Source organism: Pseudoalteromonas galatheae (assembly GCF_005886105.2).
GTDB classification, from domain to species: Bacteria; Pseudomonadota; Gammaproteobacteria; order Enterobacterales; family Alteromonadaceae; genus Pseudoalteromonas; species Pseudoalteromonas galatheae.
The window spans coordinates 3,855,916-3,875,696 of record NZ_PNCO02000001.1; the positions used below are offsets into that span (position 1 = coordinate 3,855,916).

Below are 19,781 nucleotides of genomic sequence, written 5' to 3' on the forward strand. Positions count from 1 at the left end.
TTAGGTCAACTGAATTAACTCTGCTGAAATCTCTTTCACTTCAGTAGAGTTAACCTCCAATTGTGTCAATGCTAAGTTTGCAATACGCACTCGGTATAAATCGATAACCCGATAACCACAGTAATGTGCCATTCTTCTAATCTGGCGATTGAGCCCTTGGCGTAACACTATTTTAAAGCGGTCATGAGCGATTTGTTCAACAGTACAGGGCAGGGTTATTTGCCCCTTCACTGGCACGCCGGCTGCCATTTTAAGGCAAAAATCTGGGTCCAGAGGCTTATCAACTTGCACCTCATATTCTTTCTCTTGATGATGGTCTGGGTGGATTAATTGCTGACACAGTGCCCCATCATTGGTGAGGAGTAGTAATCCTCGACTGTCTTTATCTAACCGACCTATTGGATACACACGACATGACTCTGGTAGTACATGGTAGATACTGGCAGGGTCATCTGGGTTTACTTTGCAGTCTATACCAACAGGTTTATGGTAAACAAAGAGTCTTCTCGCTTGTGGCGGCGCGACCGGTTCACCATCGACCATAATGCAATCGGTCAAATTGATATGATCTATGTGATTGGCCAAGCGGCCATTTACAGTCACTCTTGCTGTATCAATTAGGCGAGACGCTTGTCGCCTAGAGCAAACACCGCAGTGGCTGAGATATTTAGCCAAACGCATCGGATAGGACATAGACATTCACATGATCAAAAAGAGATAACAGCGCGTATTGTAGGGCAACAAACTGTTTGGATCTATGCATGGGAGACTATCAATGGCCATTGCGTTTTCAAAGTTAAAACAGCATCAACCGCTGCAAAAGGTAATAGTGCATTCCATTGATTTAGCGCTTTATCAAGTCAGCGTGCTTATTAATAACGTGGAATATTATGTCACGGAAGAAAATGGCGAATTTTTAAAAGCACACAACCCGCTGCAAATTCAAAAACGTCTGCTTGATATTAGCTACCTAGAAATGGTGATTAGGCATCAAAGTGCTTATGACGAAATGATAGGGCACCCAGTATCAGCAGATGATAATACGCTGGAAGTACCCTTTGGCCGTAATGACCTACTGTAAGCGTCATATATGTTTTGTGAGCACTTCAGCTATTGCGGTGGCAAAATCGCGTTGGTGAGAAATCCCCAAATCAATCAACCTTGTGTCTTTCAGAGCGCAATCTTGTGGTCTTGTGGCATCGTCACTCGGTTGGCTCAGCGGTACGAGATCTTGCGTCGGTAGCTGCAAAGCCTGCGCCATGACCTGCGCCATTTCATACTTAGTGAATGCTTGATTGCCACTGATATGAATAATCCCACCAAGGCTAGGCTGTGCGATAATATCTTTGAGCGTTAGTGCAATATCACTGACATGGGTTGGGTAGCGAGTAGCCCAGTGGTCGTGACTTGAAGCAGGGTTGGCTAACAGCTGTTTTGCAATAATGGTTACCGCAGATTCTTCCAGCGTTTTTACCTCGCCGTATAAAACTGGCACTCGTACTATGGTGTGTAATGCGCTATCCGCCAGTATGGCACGCTCCGCAGCTTGCTTGGTTTGGCCGTAGAAGTTCACAGGATTAGTGATATCTGTTTCAACGTAAGGTGCTGAGGTGCCGTCAAACACATAGTCAGTACTAATAAAGAAAAATCGAATATCTCTTTTGCGGCAGGCTTGGGCTAAGAACTCGGTTGCTGCAACATTGAGCGCAAGCGTTGCCGCTTGGTCTTGTTCACATTGTTCTGGTCTGCGCTCTGCTGCGGCATGAATAAGTATCTCAGGGCTATGATTATCTAAGAAATCTAAAACCGAATTGTGGTCAGCCAAATCAAGCTTGTGAAGTGGTGCGGCTGCTCGGCTAAAGCCACACCCTAGAATCTCGTGAGTACTACTTAGCTCTTGGCAGAGTGCGCGGCCAAGCAGGCCGGTTGCGCCGGTGATCATAACTTTGGACATAGATTATGGAACCCCTTTTTGAACGAGTCAGTACAGTAGCAAAGGCGAATGAAAAACTACAGGTTTGTGTCGATTTACGTTAAGTTAAATGATAACTAATTAAACAGGGAACAAGAATGAATAATAAAGTTAAGTTGTTAAGCATGTGCATGTTGTCTACATCAGTAAATGCAACACAGATATTTATGAAAGGAAGTGAATGTCGGCTTGATGAATCGGCTCAGCCAATAGAGTTATTTACCCAAAGTTCTGACTCAATTTATGCAGTTGCAGGCAGAGACCCAAGTAGTGGGCAAGTTCGAAAAGTAGCAGGTGAGTTGAGCGATGATGTAAAGTTGAAGCTATTCGAGATGCTTTCGACTAAAGCGCAAGCTTATCCGCATGGTGTTATCGTAGATAGAGTGGTGCTTAAAGAGCGTCTTAAAGACACCTCTAAAGAAGTGAATGTTTCTGGTCGTATTGTCGCTTACCCGGTGACTACCTGTGAGACTTCGGAAGTCATCACCGCTAAAAACTATGACATGATAACCGCCACATCGTTTTCAGGTAAAACTCAACGAATTACCTTTAACGTGGAAATAGACCCAAACCGTAATGCGTTTGTGCGTAAATCAACGCAAGTTGATGATACGGTAATATCCCAAAAACAAGTCTTTGGTATTGAGTTGGGCGATACCTATGCTGTTGCTGAGAAAAAAGTTGGGCGTTTTACATTAGTTTGGCCACTCAACGCACGGCAAAAGCTTGCAACCATTGGCAGAAATCATGCGTTGCTATTCGAAAATAATCGGTTTGTAGGCTATCAATATGCTTTCAATCTGTTGCCTTCAAGTCTCGCCAATCTCATTAATATTTACGACATTAACCTAGCAAGTCACATTCAAGGCGAAGCCATTGAAATCACAAATGCTGCATTGAGCGAAAAGATGGTAGCAGCTATTAAAAGCGATTTTTCCGGCGCGACATTTTATCAAGAGGGAAAATACACCAAAGAGCCAAAGACTAAGCTTTCTGGCCTACAGGTTGGTGAATTTAATGTCACCAAACCAGTCGCACTTAGCTGTTATAAAGGTCAAAGTGATATAGACGAGTTTGTAAAGCAGCACCAGCAAAGTCTAGCTCAATGGCAGAACGTGGATGCAAAAACGGTGTTTTACACTGGCTGTAACCAGCTAGTTGAATTAAATAAGCTTGGAAAGGTGACTTCGGTCAAACTACTTGAATCTTGGTCACTATCTAATGCAAATCTAATTGGACTTGCTGATATGAAAAGCGTGCTTTCACCTTGGGAATTTTATGGAGTACGTTATTTAGACCCTGAAAACAAAGCCTCTTTGATAGGAGATATTGAGGACTTTTACGGCACAATTGAGGTCACTGCTAAGCAGTGGGTTGGTCATTTCAAATCTTATGATGGTCAGCTTGTTTCTGCTGAATTTGAGAAGATGTAGAAGTTATCACTCCTACATCTGCATTTTATCTAAGCCGTTTGCTCTGTCAGCGGCTTTTCAGATTGCTTTTCCCAATGCTTGGTTTTTAGGCCAAGTACACCGACAAATACACCAATACCGATAGTAAATAGTGCAATTTGAAGGTACAGGTTGGGTAAGTCTTCGATATTATTCGGATCAAAGCTACCGGCGAGCAGACCCGAGAAGATATTACCAATTGAGTAAGTCAGTACGAAAACCCCCATCATTTGCCCTGCAAAACGCTTGGGAGATAACTTACTTACTGCGCTTAACGCCACAGGGCTTAAGCAAAGCTCACCCACAGTGTGCAGAAAGTAAGTGGTGATCAACCACATTGGCGCCACTTGCAGGCCCTGGGCTGCATATTGGGAAGCGAAAAACATCACAATAAATCCGCTCGCCATGATGATAAGGCCAATCGCACATTTCACGCTATAGGTTGGCGTGATCATCCGCTTAGCCAAGTTAATCCATAGCGCAGCAAAGAAAGGAGATAACACGATAATGAAAAAAGCGTTGGCTGATTGGAACCAAGCGGTTGGAATACTAAAATTGCCTACTAATCTGTCGGTGTAATCGCGGGCAAATAGATTAAGCGATGAGCCTGCTTGTTCAAAACCAGACCAAAAACAAGTGGACGCAACGCAAACCAAAAACAGTGCCCACATCCGGCGCTTTTCATCGGCATCAAGATTACCGCCAAAGTAGATATAACCGTAATACAAAAAGAATGTGACAGTAAAAGCAATCGCAACATATTTTGCGAGCTCTACAGGATTAATCACAAAAACACCTATAAACGCCGCTGCCGTTATTGCTGCAACAGCCGTAATAACTATAGCTATCGCCCCCCAAGCTTTAGTACTTTGACTTCCCGTCATTGGGTTAGTTGGCGCATTACCAACGGTAGCGATGTGTTTGTCTGTTAGGCGATAATTGACTAAACCGATTGCCATGCCTACTGCGGCTGCACCAAAGGCCCAGTGCCAACCAACGTTTTCCATAAAGTAACCACATACCGCATAGCCGATCACAGACCCAAGGTTGATCCCCATATAGTAAATCGCGTAGCCACTGTCGCGGCGGTTATCTTCATCGTTATAAAGCTGGCCAACCATAGCGCTAATATTGGGTTTTAATAAACCGGTTCCACTGGCAACAAAGATAAGGCCAACAAAAAAGGAAAATTGACTTGGGATGGCAAGAATGATGTGGCCGCACATAATGATAATGCCGCCGTACCAAACCGCACGTTGGCCACCTAATAAACGGTCTGCTATCCAGCCTCCCGGTAGGCCTAAGAAATAAACCGAACCAGTATAGAGGCCATATATTGCGGCAGCTGAGGCAACGGTGAAGCCAAGACCTTCTTGCTGTAAGGTGGCTGTCATGAAAAGTACTAACATGGCACGCATGCCATAATAACTCATTCGTTCCCACATCTCGGTGAGAAACAAAGTCTGTAGGCCTTTTGGATGACCAAAAAAGCCTGTATCACTTGTTGTGTCCTGTGATGACATATTTCACTTCCATTATTATCGTTTTTTGGAAGTCAATATTAGTACGTTATTCAAGCACCGAATGCAACCGCATGAAAGGAAACATTACATCATCTTTTTTAACATTTGTATGTCATCGATTTCCACGTTGGCTAATCCTTTGTACTGGTATGGCACAAATTGATTGCGAAGCCAAACACTAGGGCAGCCGGCACGGTGTGCTCCTTGTACATCGGTATCTAAGCTATCGCCAACATGCAGAAGTTGATGTGGTGCAAGGTTAAAATGCTGGCAGGCAAGCTGGTAAAGCTCAGGGTGAGGTTTGGCGCGGCCATCAATTCCGGCGCGAAGCACTAAGTCAAAACTATCGCGAAGATTGAACTTATCTATCTCGACATTACCATTAGTGATAGCAATGATGTGATATTGGCTGCGTAACTGAGCAAGCAGGTTGATGACGGCGTCGCTGACAATGATATTACTGCGGGCATCGGCAAAGGCTTGATAGGCCTGTAGTGCGCGCTGTTTACTTGTTGCGGCATCAAATCCCAGTGCTGTGAAGCCCCACTCAAGTGCCACTTGACGCCACTTTGTCACATCTTCTGCAAGCGCACTGTTTTGTTTGAGCACTTCGCTTCGACATTGAGACCAGAATGCCTCTCCTTTCGCTTGCCACTCGGGAATAGCATCCAGGTGTTTTGTCATGGCGTTAACGGCCGCAATGATAACAGGTCTGTTGTCGTATAGCGTATCGTCTAAATCAAAACTGATGGCGGCAATGTCTGAAATGGGCTTATTGAATCGCATTGTTACTCGTCTTTTTGCTTTTTCGCTCTTGGGTGAGCGCTATCATACACTTTTGCTAAGTGTTGAAAATCTAAATGGGTGTAGACCTGAGTGGCTGATAAGCTGGCATGTCCAAGCATCTCTTGTACCGCGCGTAAGTCACCGCTGGATTCTAGCATGTGGCTGGCGAACGAGTGCCTCAGTTTATGGGGATGAATAGGTGTACTAACCCCTTGTTTCAGGCCCCATTCTTTCATTCTTGCGCGGACATGGCGAGGACTGATCCGGCGTTTTAATTTACTCACAAAAAGCGCAGGCTCTTCCAATGTTGCAAATTGCGGCCTTATTTTGAGCCAATCAGCTAGCGCGTTTAGCGCTTTGCCGCCGACAGGCACAACACGCTCCTTGCCGCCTTTACCAAGCACGCGTATTTCACCGTCTTTGACATCCAATAGGTTAGCGCCAACCAATTCGCTTAATCGCAAACCACTGGAGTACATTAATTCCATCATGGCTTTGTCACGAATAGCAAGCGCATCATCTGCCTGAATTTCAAGAAGTTGTCCCATTTGGTCAACATCAAGGTTCTTTGGTAATGGTTTTTGAAACTTAGGTCCTCGGATCCCTTTCGCGGGATTGACGACAGCCTGTTGCGATTGTGACTTGAGCTTGAGAAATTTATATAAGCTTCGAATACAACTGAGCTTAAGGTTGATGGTTCTTGGGCTGTAATTTTGGCCGCGAAGCTTCATGCTATAGCGGCGGATTTGTTCGCCACTAACTTCAAGCCAAGAAGGGGCGTGATCACTAAAATACTGCGCTGCTTGGATTAGCTGAGTTTTGTATTGGGTGAGTGTATGTTCTGAGTAGTGCTTTTCGTGGCGCAGGTGTGCCATAAAGGCGGTTACTGGTTGCATCCAATCTTCAGGTAGTGGCGTTAGGCTCATGCCAGCGCTTCGAGCTTAAGCGATAATGTTTGAATAAAAGCCGTGATCAACATATTGTCGTGTTGTGGCGAAAAGTGTTCTGGTGAGCGGCTAGCAAAGGCCAGAATAAAGCGACCCTGGTCCGACGCATCAACGCGGTAAAGTGCCACCGAGCCCACTTCAATACCGGCAAACAAGAGTTCAGCTTGTGACTGGCTGAGTCGTCCTAAGTAGCAGTTGTTACTGCTCAGTTTAGCTGACACTAGTTCCAAAAGCGTATCATCGATGTTGATGAGTTTACATGCTTGGATGTCCGGGTGGTCCTCAAAGCGCTGTGCTAACGTATGATTGATTGCACTCAACTCTGTACAACGCATGATAGCCAATTGGCATTCACTCAATTGCTTGAAAATCAGCTCGTTGGCTTTTGCATAATGGACCATGTCTTTGATCTGCTGCTGTAGTGAGTTGACTTCGTCGCGGAGCATCCGCTGTTGGTGCAAAGCAAGGTTTGGGAGCCCTTGCTGCTGGTGGTGTAGCTGCAAATCCAATAGCACATAAGGGTGTCTGAGCAAAAAATCAGGATGCTTGCGCAGGTACTCAATGACTAATTGTTCAGTCGAATTTGCTTCTTTTATGGTCATATTGCGATTTGCCCATCAAAAACATGCTCCGCCGGCCCGGTCATTTTCACTACTTGACCTTGACCGCCCCAACGTACTTGAAGACTGCCACCTGGTAGGTCGACCCTAACGGTTTCTTCTAACTTGCTTTGCATTATGCCTGCAACTACGGCAGCACATGCTCCTGTGCCACAGGCAAGCGTTTCGCCAGCACCGCGCTCCCAAACACGTAGCTTAACGTGTTCACGAGAAACGACTTCCATAAAGCCAATATTGGCCTTTTGTGGGAAACGTTCATGGTGTTCAAGGAGCGGCCCAAGTGTCGCTACCTCAGCGGTTTCTACACTATCGACAATAATCACGCCATGAGGATTGCCCATAGAAACCGCGCTACAAAACACCGTATGTTCGTCGGCTCTTAAAATATAGGTGTTTTCTTGTTTGTTTGCACGAAATGGAATGGCTTGTGGGTTAAAGTTTGGTTTGCCCATATTCACGGTAACTTGGCCGTCTTTTTCGGTATAAAGGGTGAGATTGCCGCCCTTTGTAGAGACACAAACTTTGTGTTTGTTCGTTAAGCCCTTCATGCGAACAAAACGAGCAAAACAGCGAGCACCGTTACCACACTGCTCAACTTCGTTACCATCGGCGTTGAAAATACGGTAATGAAAATCTAAGTCCGGGGAATAAGGCGCTTCAACCATCAATAGCTGATCAAAGCCAATTCCAAAGTGGCGATCTGCTAACTTCTTAATTTGGTCTCGAGACAAAAACACATTTTGGGTGACATTATCTATCACCACAAAGTCGTTGCCTAAACCATGCATTTTTGAAAAGTTTATAAACATAGAGTGGTTATCTTTTGGTATAAAACCATGGCCTCACTTTACTAATACTTTGCCATGGATACTTCGGCTAGGGAAGCGGGCTTGACATTAAGCCTTGTTTTGCATCCCAAGGATGTATCCAAGTCGATTATTGTGGCAGTAGTTGTTCATATTGCCACAGAGATTCTAACGGCTCTCTTTGGCGGATTAGATGGTGTTGGTTGTTATCAACCATGACCTCCGCACAGCGGGGGCGAGAGTTGTAATTTGAACTCATGGTAAAGCCATAAGCGCCTGCGCTGCGCTGTACTAACAAGTCGCCAGCCTTTATTTTAAGTACTCGGTCTTTACCTAGAAAGTCACCCGTTTCACAGACTGGGCCAACCACGTCGTAAGTTATCGCGTCAACATCATCTCGCGGTATGACAGGCACGATATTTTGCCAAGCCTGATAAAGTGATGGGCGCAGCATGTCGTTCATGCCAGCATCAACAATGGCAAAATGCTTATGCTCGGTTGGCTTAATAAATTCGACTTTAGTCACCAACACACCGGCATTGGCAGCAATCGCACGACCTGGCTCAAAAATGAGTTCTAGATCATTGAACTGCGCCAATCGTGCTTTAATCTCTGCAGCATAAGCACTCGGATGCGGCGGTTTTTCACCGTCATAAGGCACGCCAAGACCGCCACCGATATCGAGGTGATGCAAGTAAATTCCCGCTTTTTCAAGTTGAGAGATTAGAGCCAGCACTTTATCTAACGCCGCTAAAAATGGATTAACCTCAACCAGCTGAGAGCCGATGTGGAAGTCGATCCCAACCACTTTTAAACCCGGTAGGGCATAAGCGAGTTGGTAAACATCAAATGCGGCTTTGATATCAATACCAAATTTGTTCTCTTTTAACCCGGTTGAAATATAGGGGTGAGTTTTTGCATCGATATCTGGGTTTACACGCAATGAAATTGGCGCAATTTTATCCAGTCTGGTTGCCACTTCACTGATGCGGTGAAGCTCCGCAATCGACTCAACATTAAAGCATTTAATCCCAGTCTCAAGTGCAAACGCGATTTCATCTTCCGTTTTCGCAACACCAGAAAAAACGACTTTTCGAGGATCTCCCCCTGCTTTTAGCACTCGCGCAAGTTCACCCTTCGACACGATATCAAAACCAGAACCAAGCTCAGCCAAGACGTTCAGCACGGCGATATTTGAATTCGCCTTTACTGCGTAGCACACTAAGTGGGGATGACCAGCTGCGGCGTCCGTAAAAGCGTGATAGTGCCGTGCTAAAGTCTTCTTCGAGTAGACATAGCAAGGAGTGCCATATTGCTCAGCGATAGTGGTTATGGCGACATCTTCAGCGAATAGTTCGCCATCTTGATAATTGAAATAATCCATTTTAACGCTCCTGTTGTTCTGCTTCAGGCTGGTTTGCTTGTGCTGCTTTCGGTTGGTTTGATTTTTTAGCCTGTTGTTCAGGCAAATAAAGCGGACCGCTTTGACCGCAACCCGATAATCCGATTAAAGTAGTAAAAACAAGTGCCGTTACGCTAAATTTATAAGGTGTCGCTTTCATTAGATAATTCGTGTCAGTGCCTTTATAATCGCAGAGTAACAGAATTGATAAAAAAAGCAGCTTTTCGCTATTGAAATTTCGTCTTCATCAAATTGCTCAAATAGCGAGTTAAGCTTAGGCACCATGCCGCAGTGCGTCAGTAAGAGGAAATCACGATGACAGAAAGTGAATATCATGAGTTAGCCGATGCGCTAATGTTGACTATTGAAGAGCAGATCGATGATTGTGACGCTGATTTAGATTACGAATCAGCATCGGGAATTCTAGAGATTATTTTCCCTGACAAGAGCAAAATTGTTATTAACAAACAAGCACCATTGCACCAAGTCTGGGTGGCGACTAAGTTTAATGGTCATCACTTTGAACTGCGTGGCGATCAGTGGATTGATAATCGCTCAGGTGCTGAGTTTTGGCAATTTATGAGCGACGCGGCGACGAAGCAAGCAAATATCGCAATAGAGTGGCAGCACGATTAATGTTGGAGTTTGTAGATTATCCTGCCAAAGGACAACATAAAGCGAGTATTATTTGGCTCCATGGATTAGGTGATTCAGGCAACGGCTTTTTACCTATTGCATCTGAGTTAAACCTGCCTGAGGAATTGGGTGCACACTTTATTTTTCCACATGCACCACAGCAGCCGGTCACCATAAATGGTGGCATGTTGATGCGTGCATGGTATGACATTAAATCATTTGATCTGGATAAAAGAGCGGATGAGCAAGGTGTGCGAGACTCATCAGCTCAGGTTGAAGCGTTAATTCAGGCAGAGCTAGATAAAGGTATCCCAGCTAACCGCATTGTCTTAGCTGGATTTTCTCAAGGGGGGGTGATTGCGCTCCATCTTGCACCGCGTTTAACTGTTAAATTGGCTGGTGTCATGGCACTATCGACTTATATGTGTGTGCCTGAAAAGCTCAGCGCAGAAGCACAGCAAAGCGAGCTCACTATTTTTATGGCGCATGGCAGTGCTGATCCTGTCGTACCTATGTTTGCAGGTGAGCATGCACTTTACACGTTACAACAGCAAGGTTATGAAGTGAGCTGGCAAGACTACCCAATGGAGCATCAGGTATGTCTTGAAGAATTAAAAGCTATTCGCGCTTGGTTAATTACGAGACTGAGTGATTAATATTAAGTGGTATAAGGTACTGGTGACAGATACAGGAGCAAAGCAATGTCACAAAAGATTGTCATAAAAACGTCGGTGAGTAAGCAACCCTCAAAGCCCTCAGCGGTGACCTATCAATGGCACTGGAAACGCATTTTTATGGCAACGGCAGCGTTTGCTGGCATTGCAACCGCGGGGATTTATGGTGTCGTGGATAACGTTAACGCAGATGAAGACGATGTCCAAGTGGCAGTACCTATGCATGCCACCAATACGAAAACCGATACTTCGCTGAATGACTCTCCTGCATCAGTAGACTCTAATGAAGAGCGTGAGGGCGAGCAGCTAAGTGCGGATACCTCACCTGATACCGTTTTAACGACGCCCGAGCTCACCCCTACTGGTGCCGCGACGACCTCAATAGAGGTCGCTCAAGTCATTGCACTAGACCAAGAACAGCAACAAGCTTCTGAAGAAACAGAAACAGAAACAGAAACAGAAACAGAAACAGAAACAGAAACAGAAACAGAAACAGAAACAGAAACAGAAACAGAAACAAGGGCTGAAGCTAAAAATCAATTTGATGCTGAAGCGCGCATAGCCAGTGTCGCGCTAGGGGCAAAAATCGACACGCAATTTATCAGCCGCGCTGTACTCACTACTATGATTGATGACCGCGAACCAACGAACGTGTTGAAAGATGTGATCGCGACCACTCAGTTTAGTGACAAGCTTTACTTTTTCACCGAAGTACACGCGCTTAAAGATCAAGTAGTGTCGCACCTGTGGTTTCATCAAGACGAGTTGATGGCAGAAGTGGAGCTGCCGATCCAAGCCGCGCGCTATCGTACTTATTCAAGTAAGAACGTCATGCCGAGTCAGACCGGGGATTGGCGTGTTGAGGTGGTGACGCAGTCAGGACAACTGCTTGCCCAAAAGACGTTCCGCATTGTGGATAATAGTCAGCAATAATCTTACTCGCAGTATCGTGTATGGCAGCACGCGACTGACTGCCATCACCACATAGTTAACTCTTTGCAGCGGCAATAACGCTGCAATAAATGAAAGGCAAATCATGACAGAACAAGTTTCCATATTACGTATTGCAACGCGCAAAAGTGCTTTGGCGCTATGGCAAGCCGAATTTGTGAAGGCAGAGCTTGAAAAACACCATACGAATCTAAAAGTAGAGCTCGTGCCGATGTCGACGAAAGGCGACAAAATCTTAGATACGCCATTGGCAAAAATTGGTGGTAAAGGGTTGTTCGTCAAAGAGCTTGAGCAGGCCATGTTAGAAGGGCGCGCAGATATTGCGGTGCATTCAATGAAAGATGTACCGGTTGATTTCCCTGAGGGACTCGAGCTGCATACTATTTGTGAACGTGAAGACCCAAGAGACGCGTTTGTGTCTAATACTTATACCTCACTTGTAGAGTTGCCAGAGGGCGCTGTAGTTGGCACCTCAAGCCTACGTCGCCAATGTCAAATTCGAGCAGCTCGTCCGGACTTAGTTATTAAGGATTTACGTGGTAACGTGAATACTCGCCTAGCTAAGCTCGATGCGGGTGAATTTGATGCTATTATTTTGGCCGCGGCGGGACTTATCCGTCTAGAAATGGCTGATAGAATCGCAAGTTATATTGAGCCTGAAGAATCATTACCGGCCAATGGCCAAGGCGCTGTCGGCATTGAATGTCGTAGCGATGATGCTCAAACTAAAGCATTCCTCGCACCACTGGAGCACACTGATACACGCATTCGTGTACTTGCCGAGCGAGCAATGAACCGCCGTTTGGAAGGAGGATGTCAGGTTCCAATCGGTGCTTACGCAGAAGTCTCGGGCGATCAGGTGCACTTGCGCGGCTTAGTGGGGGCTGTCGATGGCAGTGAAATCTTGCGCGGCGAATGCTCAGGTACGGTTGCAGAGGCTGAGCAACTTGGAATTCAATTGGCAGAATCTTTACTTGCGCAAGGTGCAGATAAAATTCTTGCTGAGGTTTATAGGGACGCTTAAATGAAAGTTGTGCTAACTCGACCCGTTGGCAAATCAGAACCTTTATCTGAGTTACTGACACAGCAGCAAATTAGTTCAGTAATTTGCCCAGTATTGCAGCTTAACGAAGTGGCGGTGAGTGACACTGCCAAAGCAATGATAAACGAAGCCGAGTTAGCTATTTTTGTCTCGCCGGATGCGGTGCGATACTTTCACCAATTAGAAGTACCATTAGCCGGGCATTGTGCAGCTTTTGCTGTTGGCGAAGGCACGGCCGATGCTATCCAGCAGACCCTAAATATCAAGGCTAAATACCCTAAACAACCTGATTCCGAAGGCTTGCTTGCACTCCCGCAGCTGTCCTCTGTTGAGGGCAAGCGTGTATTGTTGGTCAAAGGGAAAGGCGGGCGTCCCGTTATTGCGCAAACTTTAAAAGCGCGGGGGGCCATCCTTGACAGTTTGGTGGTTTATGAACGTGTTGCCGTAAAAGACAATGCAGATGGCTGGTTAGACCACTGGCGAAGCCAGCAGATTGAAGGTATAGTCATTACCAGTAATAGTGCAGCGGATGCGATTTTTAATACGCAGTCGTCAGCAAGTAAAGATTGGTTGGCTCAGCGCACTTTCTTTGTTGTGAGTCAACGTATTGCTGAGCATGTACAGCAATCCTATAACATCGAACAGTCTCAAATTGTGGTATGTCATGGCCCTGATAATCGTGCCATCGCAGGGAGTATCATCGACTATACCAAGCAGCAAGGGCGCAAAATGACTCAGTCTGAATCGCAAACAAAGAATACAAATACTCAGCAAGCTGTAAAAGCAGCAGAGCAAACAGTAACGCCACATCACGCTAAGGCTGGTGTGAGTAAGGTTGCGCTCCTTGCATTATTAGTGGCGCTTGGCAGTGGTGCTGGTGCTGGCTATGTCTATTTGCAACAGCAACAACAGTTGCAACAAGCGTTGCTAGCTAACCAAGCGATTAACGCTGAAAATCAGCTATTAAACACCCAGCTGAGTGGCGCTAAATCGCAACTTCAGCGAGTAGAAAATGTGCTGGATTCGCTACAAGACAATGTCGCAAAGCGATTGGCTGAGCAGCAACAGCATGTGGAAACTCAGCTAACGCAGACGCTTGCCAAGGCGCAACAGCAAGTAAGCGGTGCCGTGGCCTCTGAGGCCTTGTATTTACAGCGCCTTGCTGCATTTAAGGTTGCGGCAGAGCAAGATTATCTCGGCGCAATCGCTATTCTGCAGCGCTTGCAAGAGAGCCTAGAGTCTGAGTCAAACACGGCTACTGTTAAGCAGGCGATTGCTAAAGATATTGCGGCTTTGAAGGCCTTGCCTAAGCCACAAACTGAGTCACTTTATTTTGAACTTCATGGTTTATTGTCTCAAGTTGATACGCTAACGATAAAAACCAAACAAATTCCGCAAAAGACTGCGAGTGAAGATGCTGCGCTATCGCAACAGGTTGATGATTGGCAAGCGAACTTAAAGCGCTCTTGGCAGGGGTTGGTTGATGACTTTATTACCATACGTCACCATGATGAAGTGGTGATAGATCCACTGCTAGATAAAAACGAGCAGCTGCTTATACGCACGCAACTGCGTGCTTATTTAACCCAAGCACAAACCGCATTAGTAGATCAGCAAGCAAGCATTTACTTCAGTGCGCTTGATAGTGCAGCCGACACGTTGGCACGTTACTTTGATACGCAACAAGCGCCTGTGAGCGCGATGCTGCAGGCTTTAAACAAGCTGAGCCGCAGTGAAGTTCAGCGCCAAGAGTCGATTGAACTTGCCACCCCAGCAGCAGTAAAAGGGTGGCTAAAATGATGGCAAAAATCATCACCTTCGCGCTTATTTTTATCGCGCTAGCCGCCAGTCATTTACTCATAGATGAGAAAGGCTATGTGTTGATCTCTTTCAATCAAACCACGATTGAAGGCAGCATAGTGTCTTTCACTATCTTGTTATTACTCGCCATCACCGCTTTGGTGTTGTTGGCTAAGATAGTGCGTTGGTCGTGGCATCGTCTAGTCAATACGAAAGGCCACTTTTCCAGAAAGCGTAAGCTAAAAGCGCAACAAGCATGGAACGAAAGTTTGTGGCTATTTATTAACGGCGAAGTGGAGCAGGCTGCAACCTTGTTGACGAAAACTCCGCAGCCGGATGAACGCCAAGACTATGTGCGTGCCATCGCAGCCAAAGCGGCGTTAAAGCAAGGAGATGTTGTCAAAGCGAATACGGAGCTAGAAGCAATATCGGATGACAACCAAGGGCAACTCGCGGCGTTGTGGTTGGAAGCAAATAATAGTGAACAGGCATTGGCTTTACTTGATGACAAAATGTCTGCAGCTAAACCAACTTCAGCGGTGCTTAGCGGTTACATTTTAGCTTGCCTACAGGCTAAACAACCCGAGCAGGCTACAGCACAAATCGCGAAGTGGCACAAAAAGCTTAACTGGAGTGATACGCAGTGGCAGAGTGTGTTCGAGCGCATGTTTGTGATAGCCCCAGAGCAAGCAGATACTTTGTTTAATACGCTACCTAAGGCAGTAAAAGCGCATGCAATACCAGCTCTTAATAAGGTGAAGCTGCAACAGGGGCGCATAACTGAAGTGTTAGGTGAGCTCAAGAAGCTGCTCAAACAAGGTCAATATCATCAGTTATCGGATTACTTGCAACACAGTACGCAAAGTAGTAATGAGCTTAAGTTAGCACTGCAGCAGCAATTGAAAAAACATCCAGAGGACAAGGAGCTGCTGTTTGCATTGGCTTGCCTTTGCAATGCTGAGGGGGATTATGAGCTTGCTGCGAAGATCTTTGACTCCTTAAGCGCAAACCCTTGGGAAGCGCGCTGGAGTAAGCAAGCTCAGCTCGCCTACGAAAAAATACATACCTACGAGAAAGCGTATTTAATCGCAAAGTCGTAAAGAAAAGCCTGTGCAGCAATGTGCAGGCTTTTTTGCATTAAAGTTAGCTATACTCAATTCTGACATATGTCCTTGCTATCTCAGTTTAGGTGCGTATGATCCCAAAAATTTTAACTGCAAATCGAGTCTCTTATGATCAATAACACACTTCCACTATTAGATTTACATCGCCACTTAGATGGTAACGTTCGTGCTACAACGATTTTAGAACTTGGCCAGCAGTTTAATATGGATTTACCTGCAACGGATCTTGAAGGTCTACGCCCGCATGTTCAAGTGTTGGACAATGCACCCAACCTAATGGCGTTTCTTGAAAAGCTAGATTGGGGCGTAAAGGTACTGGGTGACTACGATGCTTGTCGTCGTATTGCGATTGAAAATGTTGCTGACGCAGTTGCGCAGGGTATTGATTACACTGAGCTAAGGTTTAGCCCTTACTACATGGCAAAAACCCATAATCTACACCCGCAGGGCGTTGTTGAAGCCGTAGTCGACGGTGTACAAAGTGCAGTCAAGGGTCAAGACATTCAGGTTAACCTGATCGGGATTATGTCACGCACATTTGGTGTTGAGAAATGCCAATATGAGCTAGATGCGCTACTTGCCTTTAAGGAGCAGTTAGTTGCGATTGACCTCGCGGGTGACGAGCTGGGCTTCCCGGGCGAGCTGTTTATTGAACATTATAAGCAGGTTCGCGATGCTTACCTTGGTGTGACGGTACATGCTGGCGAAGCTGAGGGCGCGGTAAGCATCTGGCAAGCCATTAAAGAGCTTGGTGCAACACGTATTGGTCACGGAGTTAAAGCAATCCATGACCCGGCTTTAATGGACTATTTACGTGATAATCGTATCGGGATCGAGTCTTGTTTAACCAGTAACATCCAAACAAGCACCGTCGAAAGTTTAACTACGCATCCATTGAAAGCATTTTTAGATCATGGCGTATTGGCAACCATCAATACCGATGATCCTGCGGTTCAAGGTATTGAGCTAGATAACGAGTATAGCCATGCAGCTGCGGCGGCAGGTCTAGACTTGAGTGATATCCATAAAGCGCAGCGCAATGCAGTTGAGATTGCTTTTTTAAGTGAGGCCGATAAAAAAGCCTTACTTGCAAAGAAAGCCTAAATTGAACTAGCTGTGTGGGATTATCCAGCACAGCTAAGATAACTCTCTTTTAGCGCCGCAACGACTTGGCTGCGTGTCACAATTCCTATGACTTTACCTTCGTTTATGACGGGAAAAACCTTAGGACTATTTTGCTGCATTCTCTGTGCGAGGTCGACAACGGTTGTTGCTGCTGCGATACTGAGGGCAGGCGTTGCCAGTAAATCTCTCAGCTGTACTTTACCATCACAAAAGTAGCTGGAATTAAGCAAAGGCTTGAGCAGCTGCTGCTCTGAAATAAATCCAACAAGATGACGCTTTGCATCTACCACTGGCGCACCAATTAAATGATGCTTTTGCAGCAAACTAATAGCATCAGTGAGTTCAGTGTTAGCGGTTAGTGTTGGAAAATCGGGTGACATAATGTCACGAACATAGAGTTTACTCATCATACTTCTCGCGGTATTTGTGTGTACTAAGAGAATAGCGGGCGAGTGGTTTTTGGTAAAATGAATTGTTTTGATTGGTTTATTCTATTTTTTCAATGTGTGACTAAAGGCCAGCCACACATTGGATAAATTGCTATTAAATAACTTGGCTTAAGTTACTTAATAAACGCAAAGGCATCGGCGTACATAAAGTCGCGCTCAGCACCATGATTGATAAAGTCATCACGCACGATGCCAATCATGTCAAAGCGACCAGCCATATAAATACTGTACGGCTCTAAAGAAACGATATCTTTCATCACAGCCTGATGAACGAAACCGCGGTGACCTTTCCATGTTTCACTGGCATTTTCTACTACAGGAATAAACTGGAAGTGTTTATTTGAGGCGGCCCAAGTTTCCATCTCCGCTTTTGCATACAGCGCAGATTCTTCTTTTACACCCCAGTAAAATAATACTGGTTGATCGTAACCCGTTTCAGCCAAGTGATCGGCCATAGATTTGACATAAGAAAATCCAGTGCCGCCGGCAAGTAGAACTAGTGGACGCGCTTGATCAACACGGATCTGAGATACGCCAAGACCAACTTCTAATGCAACGGTTTGCTTTGTATCAAAAGCGTTACGTAGGTGATCTAGTGATTGCATGGCATAAGAGTCAGCGCCAGAAGCACCGATATGTAGCTCTAACTGCTCTGTTTTTGAAGGGCTGCTGGCAATCGAGAAAGCACGTTTGTCTTTTTCACCAAGTACCAATTGCAGATACTGGCCGGCTTCGAATTGCACCGCTTCTTCAGGTTTTAATATAACTTTGTGAACAAATTCCGTAAGAGGTGTAATTGAGACAACCTCTGCTGCTAATACTTGCATGTGTTACCTTTATTAAGCACGTGGCTAAAGTCTGTGCACTCTAGCATAGCTGAGTGCACAATGTTAGATGATATATGTCATTTGATGGTGATCCCTAGGGTATCCCAAATTTCGTCAACGCGTTGTTTAACCTCGGGATCCATAACGATAGGCTCGCCCCATTCACGGTCGGTCTCACCCGGCCATTTGTTGGTTGCGTCCATACCCATTTTAGAACCAAGGCCGGATACAGGGGAAGCAAAATCGAGGTAATCGATAGGCGTGCTTTCAACTACGGTGGTGTCTCTCGCAGGATCCATACGTGTCGTTATCGCCCAAATCACATCATTCCAATCGCGAGCATTCACATCATCATCACAAACAATGACAAACTTGGTGTACATAAATTGTCTAAGGAAAGACCATACGCCCATCATCACGCGTTTAGCATGCCCCGGATACTGCTTTTTCATGGTGACGACCGCCATGCGGTATGAGCAGCCTTCTGGTGGAAGGTAAAAATCGACGATTTCTGGAAATTGCTTTTGTAAAATCGGCACGAATACTTCGTTGAGGGCAACACCAAGAATAGCTGGCTCATCAGGCGGACGGCCCGTATAGGTGCTGTGATAAATTGGATCCTTGCGATGGGTAATATGGGTGACTGTCATCACAGGAAAGTCGTCAACTTCATTGTAGTAGCCGGTATGATCGCCATATGGACCTTCTGGCGCGAGCTCGCCCGGTTGAATATATCCTTCTAAGACGATTTCGGCACTCGCTGGTACTTGAAGTTCATTCGAGATAGATTTAACGACCTGCGTCTTACTACCACGTAGTAGACCTGCAAATGCGTATTCGCTCAAGGTATCTGGAACCGGAGTTACCGCACCTAAAATCGTCGCCGGATCAGCGCCAAGTGCAACAGATACCGGATACGGTTCGCCCGGATGCTCTTTGCACCACTCCTGAAAATCAAGCGCGCCGCCGCGATGTGATAACCAGCGCATAATAATTTTGTTTTTACCTAACAACTGCTGACGATAAATCCCTAGGTTCTGACGCTTTTTATAAGGACCTTTGGTTACCGTCAGCCCCCATGTGATTAAAGGTGCGGCATCACCAGGCCAGCAATGTTGAATAGGTAGTGTAGTGAGATCGACCTCATCGCCGCTCAATACGATTTCTTGGCATGGGGCTTTTTTCACTTCTTTGGCAGGCATATTCAACACTTGTTTGAATACCGGTAGTTGGCCAATGGCTTCTTTAATTCCCTTCGGTGGATCGGGTTCTTTTAAAAAAGCGAGTAACTTGCCGACTTCTCTTAGTTCACTGACATCGCTTTGTCCCATCCCCATTGCAACGCGCTTTGGTGTGCCAAATAGGTTAGCCAGTACTGGAATGTCATAACCTACAGGGTTTTCAAATAGGATAGCGGGTCCACCTGCTCGCAGCGTTCGGTCTGCAATTTCTGTCATTTCTAGTTTGGTGGAAATGGGCTGCTTGACACGAACAAGTTCTCCTTGCTTTTCAAGCTGGGTTATAAAATCTCGTAAGTCTTGGTATTTCATCGGCGCACTATGAGTTGAGTTTGGCCTAGTATATCAACTAGGCATATTTTTCCTAGCTGTACGGATGGGGTGGTGAAAAGGTTTAGTTATTCACTT

Annotated in this window: 21 protein-coding genes; 9 read left to right on the plus strand and 12 right to left on the minus strand. The window is 45.7% G+C overall.

Going from position 1 to position 19,781, the window contains the following annotated elements; genetic code table 11:
• Window positions 1-693 carry a pseudouridine synthase gene (locus tag CWC29_RS17155; RefSeq protein WP_138523336.1) on the minus strand — a complete coding sequence of 231 codons (693 nt, stop codon included), beginning with the start codon at window positions 691-693 and terminating at the stop codon, window positions 1-3.
• A gap of 82 nt (window positions 694-775) precedes the next feature.
• Between CWC29_RS17155 and CWC29_RS17160 the strand changes: the two genes are divergently transcribed.
• Window positions 776-1,081 (plus strand): DUF6482 family protein, encoded by a 306-nt coding sequence (locus CWC29_RS17160; protein WP_128725278.1) that lies wholly within the window; start codon window positions 776-778, stop codon window positions 1,079-1,081.
• A gap of 3 nt (window positions 1,082-1,084) precedes the next feature.
• On the opposite strand, the gene CWC29_RS17165 is transcribed toward CWC29_RS17160, so the two are convergent.
• Window positions 1,085-1,954 carry a dTDP-4-dehydrorhamnose reductase family protein gene (locus tag CWC29_RS17165; RefSeq protein WP_128725277.1) on the minus strand — a complete coding sequence of 290 codons (870 nt, stop codon included), beginning with the start codon at window positions 1,952-1,954 and terminating at the stop codon, window positions 1,085-1,087.
• A 116-nt stretch (window positions 1,955-2,070) separates the two neighbouring features.
• Between CWC29_RS17165 and CWC29_RS17170 the strand changes: the two genes are divergently transcribed.
• Window positions 2,071-3,405 carry a hypothetical protein gene (locus tag CWC29_RS17170; protein ID WP_138523334.1) on the plus strand — a complete coding sequence of 445 codons (1,335 nt, stop codon included), beginning with the start codon at window positions 2,071-2,073 and terminating at the stop codon, window positions 3,403-3,405.
• A gap of 29 nt (window positions 3,406-3,434) precedes the next feature.
• Here CWC29_RS17170 and CWC29_RS17175 read toward each other — a convergent pair whose 3' ends face one another.
• From CWC29_RS17175 to lptM, 7 genes are all read right to left on the minus strand, one after another.
• Window positions 3,435-4,946 (minus strand): peptide MFS transporter, encoded by a 1,512-nt coding sequence (locus CWC29_RS17175; RefSeq protein ID WP_138523332.1) that lies wholly within the window; start codon window positions 4,944-4,946, stop codon window positions 3,435-3,437.
• A gap of 84 nt (window positions 4,947-5,030) precedes the next feature.
• Window positions 5,031-5,732 (minus strand): HAD-IA family hydrolase, encoded by a 702-nt coding sequence (locus CWC29_RS17180; RefSeq protein ID WP_138523330.1) that lies wholly within the window; start codon window positions 5,730-5,732, stop codon window positions 5,031-5,033.
• Between the two features lie 2 nt (window positions 5,733-5,734).
• Window positions 5,735-6,658: a tyrosine recombinase XerC gene (locus CWC29_RS17185; RefSeq protein ID WP_138523328.1), complete on the minus strand. Its 924-nt coding sequence runs from the start codon at window positions 6,656-6,658 to the stop codon at window positions 5,735-5,737.
• Complete coding sequence (locus CWC29_RS17190) at window positions 6,655-7,281, minus strand: DUF484 family protein (protein ID WP_138523326.1); 627 nt, start codon at window positions 7,279-7,281, stop codon at window positions 6,655-6,657. The genes CWC29_RS17185 and CWC29_RS17190 overlap by 4 nt, the downstream gene beginning before the upstream one ends.
• Window positions 7,278-8,108, minus strand: a complete 831-nt coding sequence (gene dapF, locus CWC29_RS17195; RefSeq protein ID WP_138523324.1) for a diaminopimelate epimerase — start codon at window positions 8,106-8,108, stop codon at window positions 7,278-7,280. The genes CWC29_RS17190 and dapF overlap by 4 nt, the downstream gene beginning before the upstream one ends.
• A 127-nt stretch (window positions 8,109-8,235) precedes the next feature.
• Window positions 8,236-9,489, minus strand: a complete 1,254-nt coding sequence (gene lysA / locus CWC29_RS17200) for a diaminopimelate decarboxylase (protein WP_128725270.1) — start codon at window positions 9,487-9,489, stop codon at window positions 8,236-8,238.
• A 1-nt stretch (window position 9,490) separates the two neighbouring features.
• The gene (gene lptM, locus CWC29_RS17205) at window positions 9,491-9,667 is read right to left on the minus strand and encodes an LPS translocon maturation chaperone LptM (protein WP_010604229.1); all 177 of its coding nucleotides are present in this window, start codon (window positions 9,665-9,667) and stop codon (window positions 9,491-9,493) included.
• Between the two features lie 155 nt (window positions 9,668-9,822).
• Between lptM and cyaY the strand changes: the two genes are divergently transcribed.
• The 7 genes from cyaY to add all read left to right on the plus strand — a co-directional run bounded on the left by cyaY (window position 9,823) and on the right by add (window position 16,838).
• Window positions 9,823-10,143, plus strand: a complete 321-nt coding sequence (gene cyaY, locus CWC29_RS17210) for an iron donor protein CyaY (RefSeq protein ID WP_010378141.1) — start codon at window positions 9,823-9,825, stop codon at window positions 10,141-10,143.
• Window positions 10,143-10,799, plus strand: a complete 657-nt coding sequence (locus CWC29_RS17215) for an alpha/beta hydrolase (RefSeq protein WP_138523322.1) — start codon at window positions 10,143-10,145, stop codon at window positions 10,797-10,799. Before cyaY ends, CWC29_RS17215 begins: the two co-directional genes overlap by 1 nt.
• 45 nt (window positions 10,800-10,844) lie before the next feature.
• A complete protein-coding gene (locus tag CWC29_RS23595) occupies window positions 10,845-11,750 on the plus strand; it encodes a DUF2914 domain-containing protein (RefSeq protein WP_209319064.1) in 906 nt (301 codons plus the stop codon).
• Between the two features lie 103 nt (window positions 11,751-11,853).
• A complete protein-coding gene (gene hemC, locus CWC29_RS17225) occupies window positions 11,854-12,792 on the plus strand; it encodes a hydroxymethylbilane synthase (RefSeq protein WP_138524641.1) in 939 nt (312 codons plus the stop codon).
• Entirely contained in the window at window positions 12,793-14,610 is a 1,818-nt protein-coding gene (locus CWC29_RS17230) for a uroporphyrinogen-III C-methyltransferase (protein ID WP_138524643.1), read from the plus strand.
• The gene (locus CWC29_RS17235; RefSeq protein ID WP_138524645.1) at window positions 14,607-15,710 is read left to right on the plus strand and encodes a heme biosynthesis HemY N-terminal domain-containing protein; all 1,104 of its coding nucleotides are present in this window, start codon (window positions 14,607-14,609) and stop codon (window positions 15,708-15,710) included. The genes CWC29_RS17230 and CWC29_RS17235 overlap by 4 nt, the downstream gene beginning before the upstream one ends.
• A 132-nt stretch (window positions 15,711-15,842) precedes the next feature.
• Entirely contained in the window at window positions 15,843-16,838 is a 996-nt protein-coding gene (add, locus tag CWC29_RS17240) for an adenosine deaminase (protein ID WP_128725214.1), read from the plus strand.
• Between the two features lie 20 nt (window positions 16,839-16,858).
• Here the strand turns inward: add and CWC29_RS17245 are convergent, their stop codons facing one another.
• From CWC29_RS17245 to ubiD, 3 genes are all read right to left on the minus strand, one after another.
• A complete protein-coding gene (locus CWC29_RS17245; RefSeq protein ID WP_235956601.1) occupies window positions 16,859-17,269 on the minus strand; it encodes a CBS domain-containing protein in 411 nt (136 codons plus the stop codon).
• Between the two features lie 152 nt (window positions 17,270-17,421).
• Window positions 17,422-18,135, minus strand: coding sequence for an NAD(P)H-flavin reductase (gene fre / locus CWC29_RS17250; RefSeq protein ID WP_138524649.1), 714 nt, complete (start codon window positions 18,133-18,135; stop codon window positions 17,422-17,424).
• 77 nt (window positions 18,136-18,212) lie between these two features.
• A complete protein-coding gene (gene ubiD, locus CWC29_RS17255; protein WP_138524651.1) occupies window positions 18,213-19,685 on the minus strand; it encodes a 4-hydroxy-3-polyprenylbenzoate decarboxylase in 1,473 nt (490 codons plus the stop codon).
• Between the last annotated feature and the right edge of the window lie 96 nt (window positions 19,686-19,781).

Bases quoted from the DNA above. Each gene is read 5' to 3' on its own strand.
- CWC29_RS17245 (WP_235956601.1), bottom strand. From the start codon at position 17,269: ATGATGAGTAAACTCTATGTTCGTGACATTATGTCACCCGATTTTCCA.
- CWC29_RS17170 (WP_138523334.1), top strand. From the start codon at position 2,071: ATGAATAATAAAGTTAAGTTGTTAAGCATGTGCATGTTGTCTACATCA.
- CWC29_RS17160 (WP_128725278.1), top strand. From the start codon at position 776: ATGGCCATTGCGTTTTCAAAGTTAAAACAGCATCAACCGCTGCAAAAG.
- CWC29_RS23595 (WP_209319064.1), top strand. From the start codon at position 10,845: ATGTCACAAAAGATTGTCATAAAAACGTCGGTGAGTAAGCAACCCTCA.
- CWC29_RS17175 (WP_138523332.1), bottom strand. From the start codon at position 4,946: ATGTCATCACAGGACACAACAAGTGATACAGGCTTTTTTGGTCATCCA.
- fre (WP_138524649.1), bottom strand. From the start codon at position 18,135: ATGCAAGTATTAGCAGCAGAGGTTGTCTCAATTACACCTCTTACGGAA.
- lptM (WP_010604229.1), bottom strand. From the start codon at position 9,667: ATGAAAGCGACACCTTATAAATTTAGCGTAACGGCACTTGTTTTTACT.
- CWC29_RS17180 (WP_138523330.1), bottom strand. From the start codon at position 5,732: ATGCGATTCAATAAGCCCATTTCAGACATTGCCGCCATCAGTTTTGAT.
- add (WP_128725214.1), top strand. From the start codon at position 15,843: ATGATCAATAACACACTTCCACTATTAGATTTACATCGCCACTTAGAT.
- hemC (WP_138524641.1), top strand. From the start codon at position 11,854: ATGACAGAACAAGTTTCCATATTACGTATTGCAACGCGCAAAAGTGCT.
- CWC29_RS17235 (WP_138524645.1), top strand. From the start codon at position 14,607: ATGATGGCAAAAATCATCACCTTCGCGCTTATTTTTATCGCGCTAGCC.
- cyaY (WP_010378141.1), top strand. From the start codon at position 9,823: ATGACAGAAAGTGAATATCATGAGTTAGCCGATGCGCTAATGTTGACT.
- lysA (WP_128725270.1), bottom strand. From the start codon at position 9,489: ATGGATTATTTCAATTATCAAGATGGCGAACTATTCGCTGAAGATGTC.
- CWC29_RS17155 (WP_138523336.1), bottom strand. From the start codon at position 693: ATGTCCTATCCGATGCGTTTGGCTAAATATCTCAGCCACTGCGGTGTT.
- ubiD (WP_138524651.1), bottom strand. From the start codon at position 19,685: ATGAAATACCAAGACTTACGAGATTTTATAACCCAGCTTGAAAAGCAA.
- CWC29_RS17215 (WP_138523322.1), top strand. From the start codon at position 10,143: ATGTTGGAGTTTGTAGATTATCCTGCCAAAGGACAACATAAAGCGAGT.
- CWC29_RS17190 (WP_138523326.1), bottom strand. From the start codon at position 7,281: ATGACCATAAAAGAAGCAAATTCGACTGAACAATTAGTCATTGAGTAC.
- CWC29_RS17230 (WP_138524643.1), top strand. From the start codon at position 12,793: ATGAAAGTTGTGCTAACTCGACCCGTTGGCAAATCAGAACCTTTATCT.
- dapF (WP_138523324.1), bottom strand. From the start codon at position 8,108: ATGTTTATAAACTTTTCAAAAATGCATGGTTTAGGCAACGACTTTGTG.
- CWC29_RS17165 (WP_128725277.1), bottom strand. From the start codon at position 1,954: ATGTCCAAAGTTATGATCACCGGCGCAACCGGCCTGCTTGGCCGCGCA.
- CWC29_RS17185 (WP_138523328.1), bottom strand. From the start codon at position 6,658: ATGAGCCTAACGCCACTACCTGAAGATTGGATGCAACCAGTAACCGCC.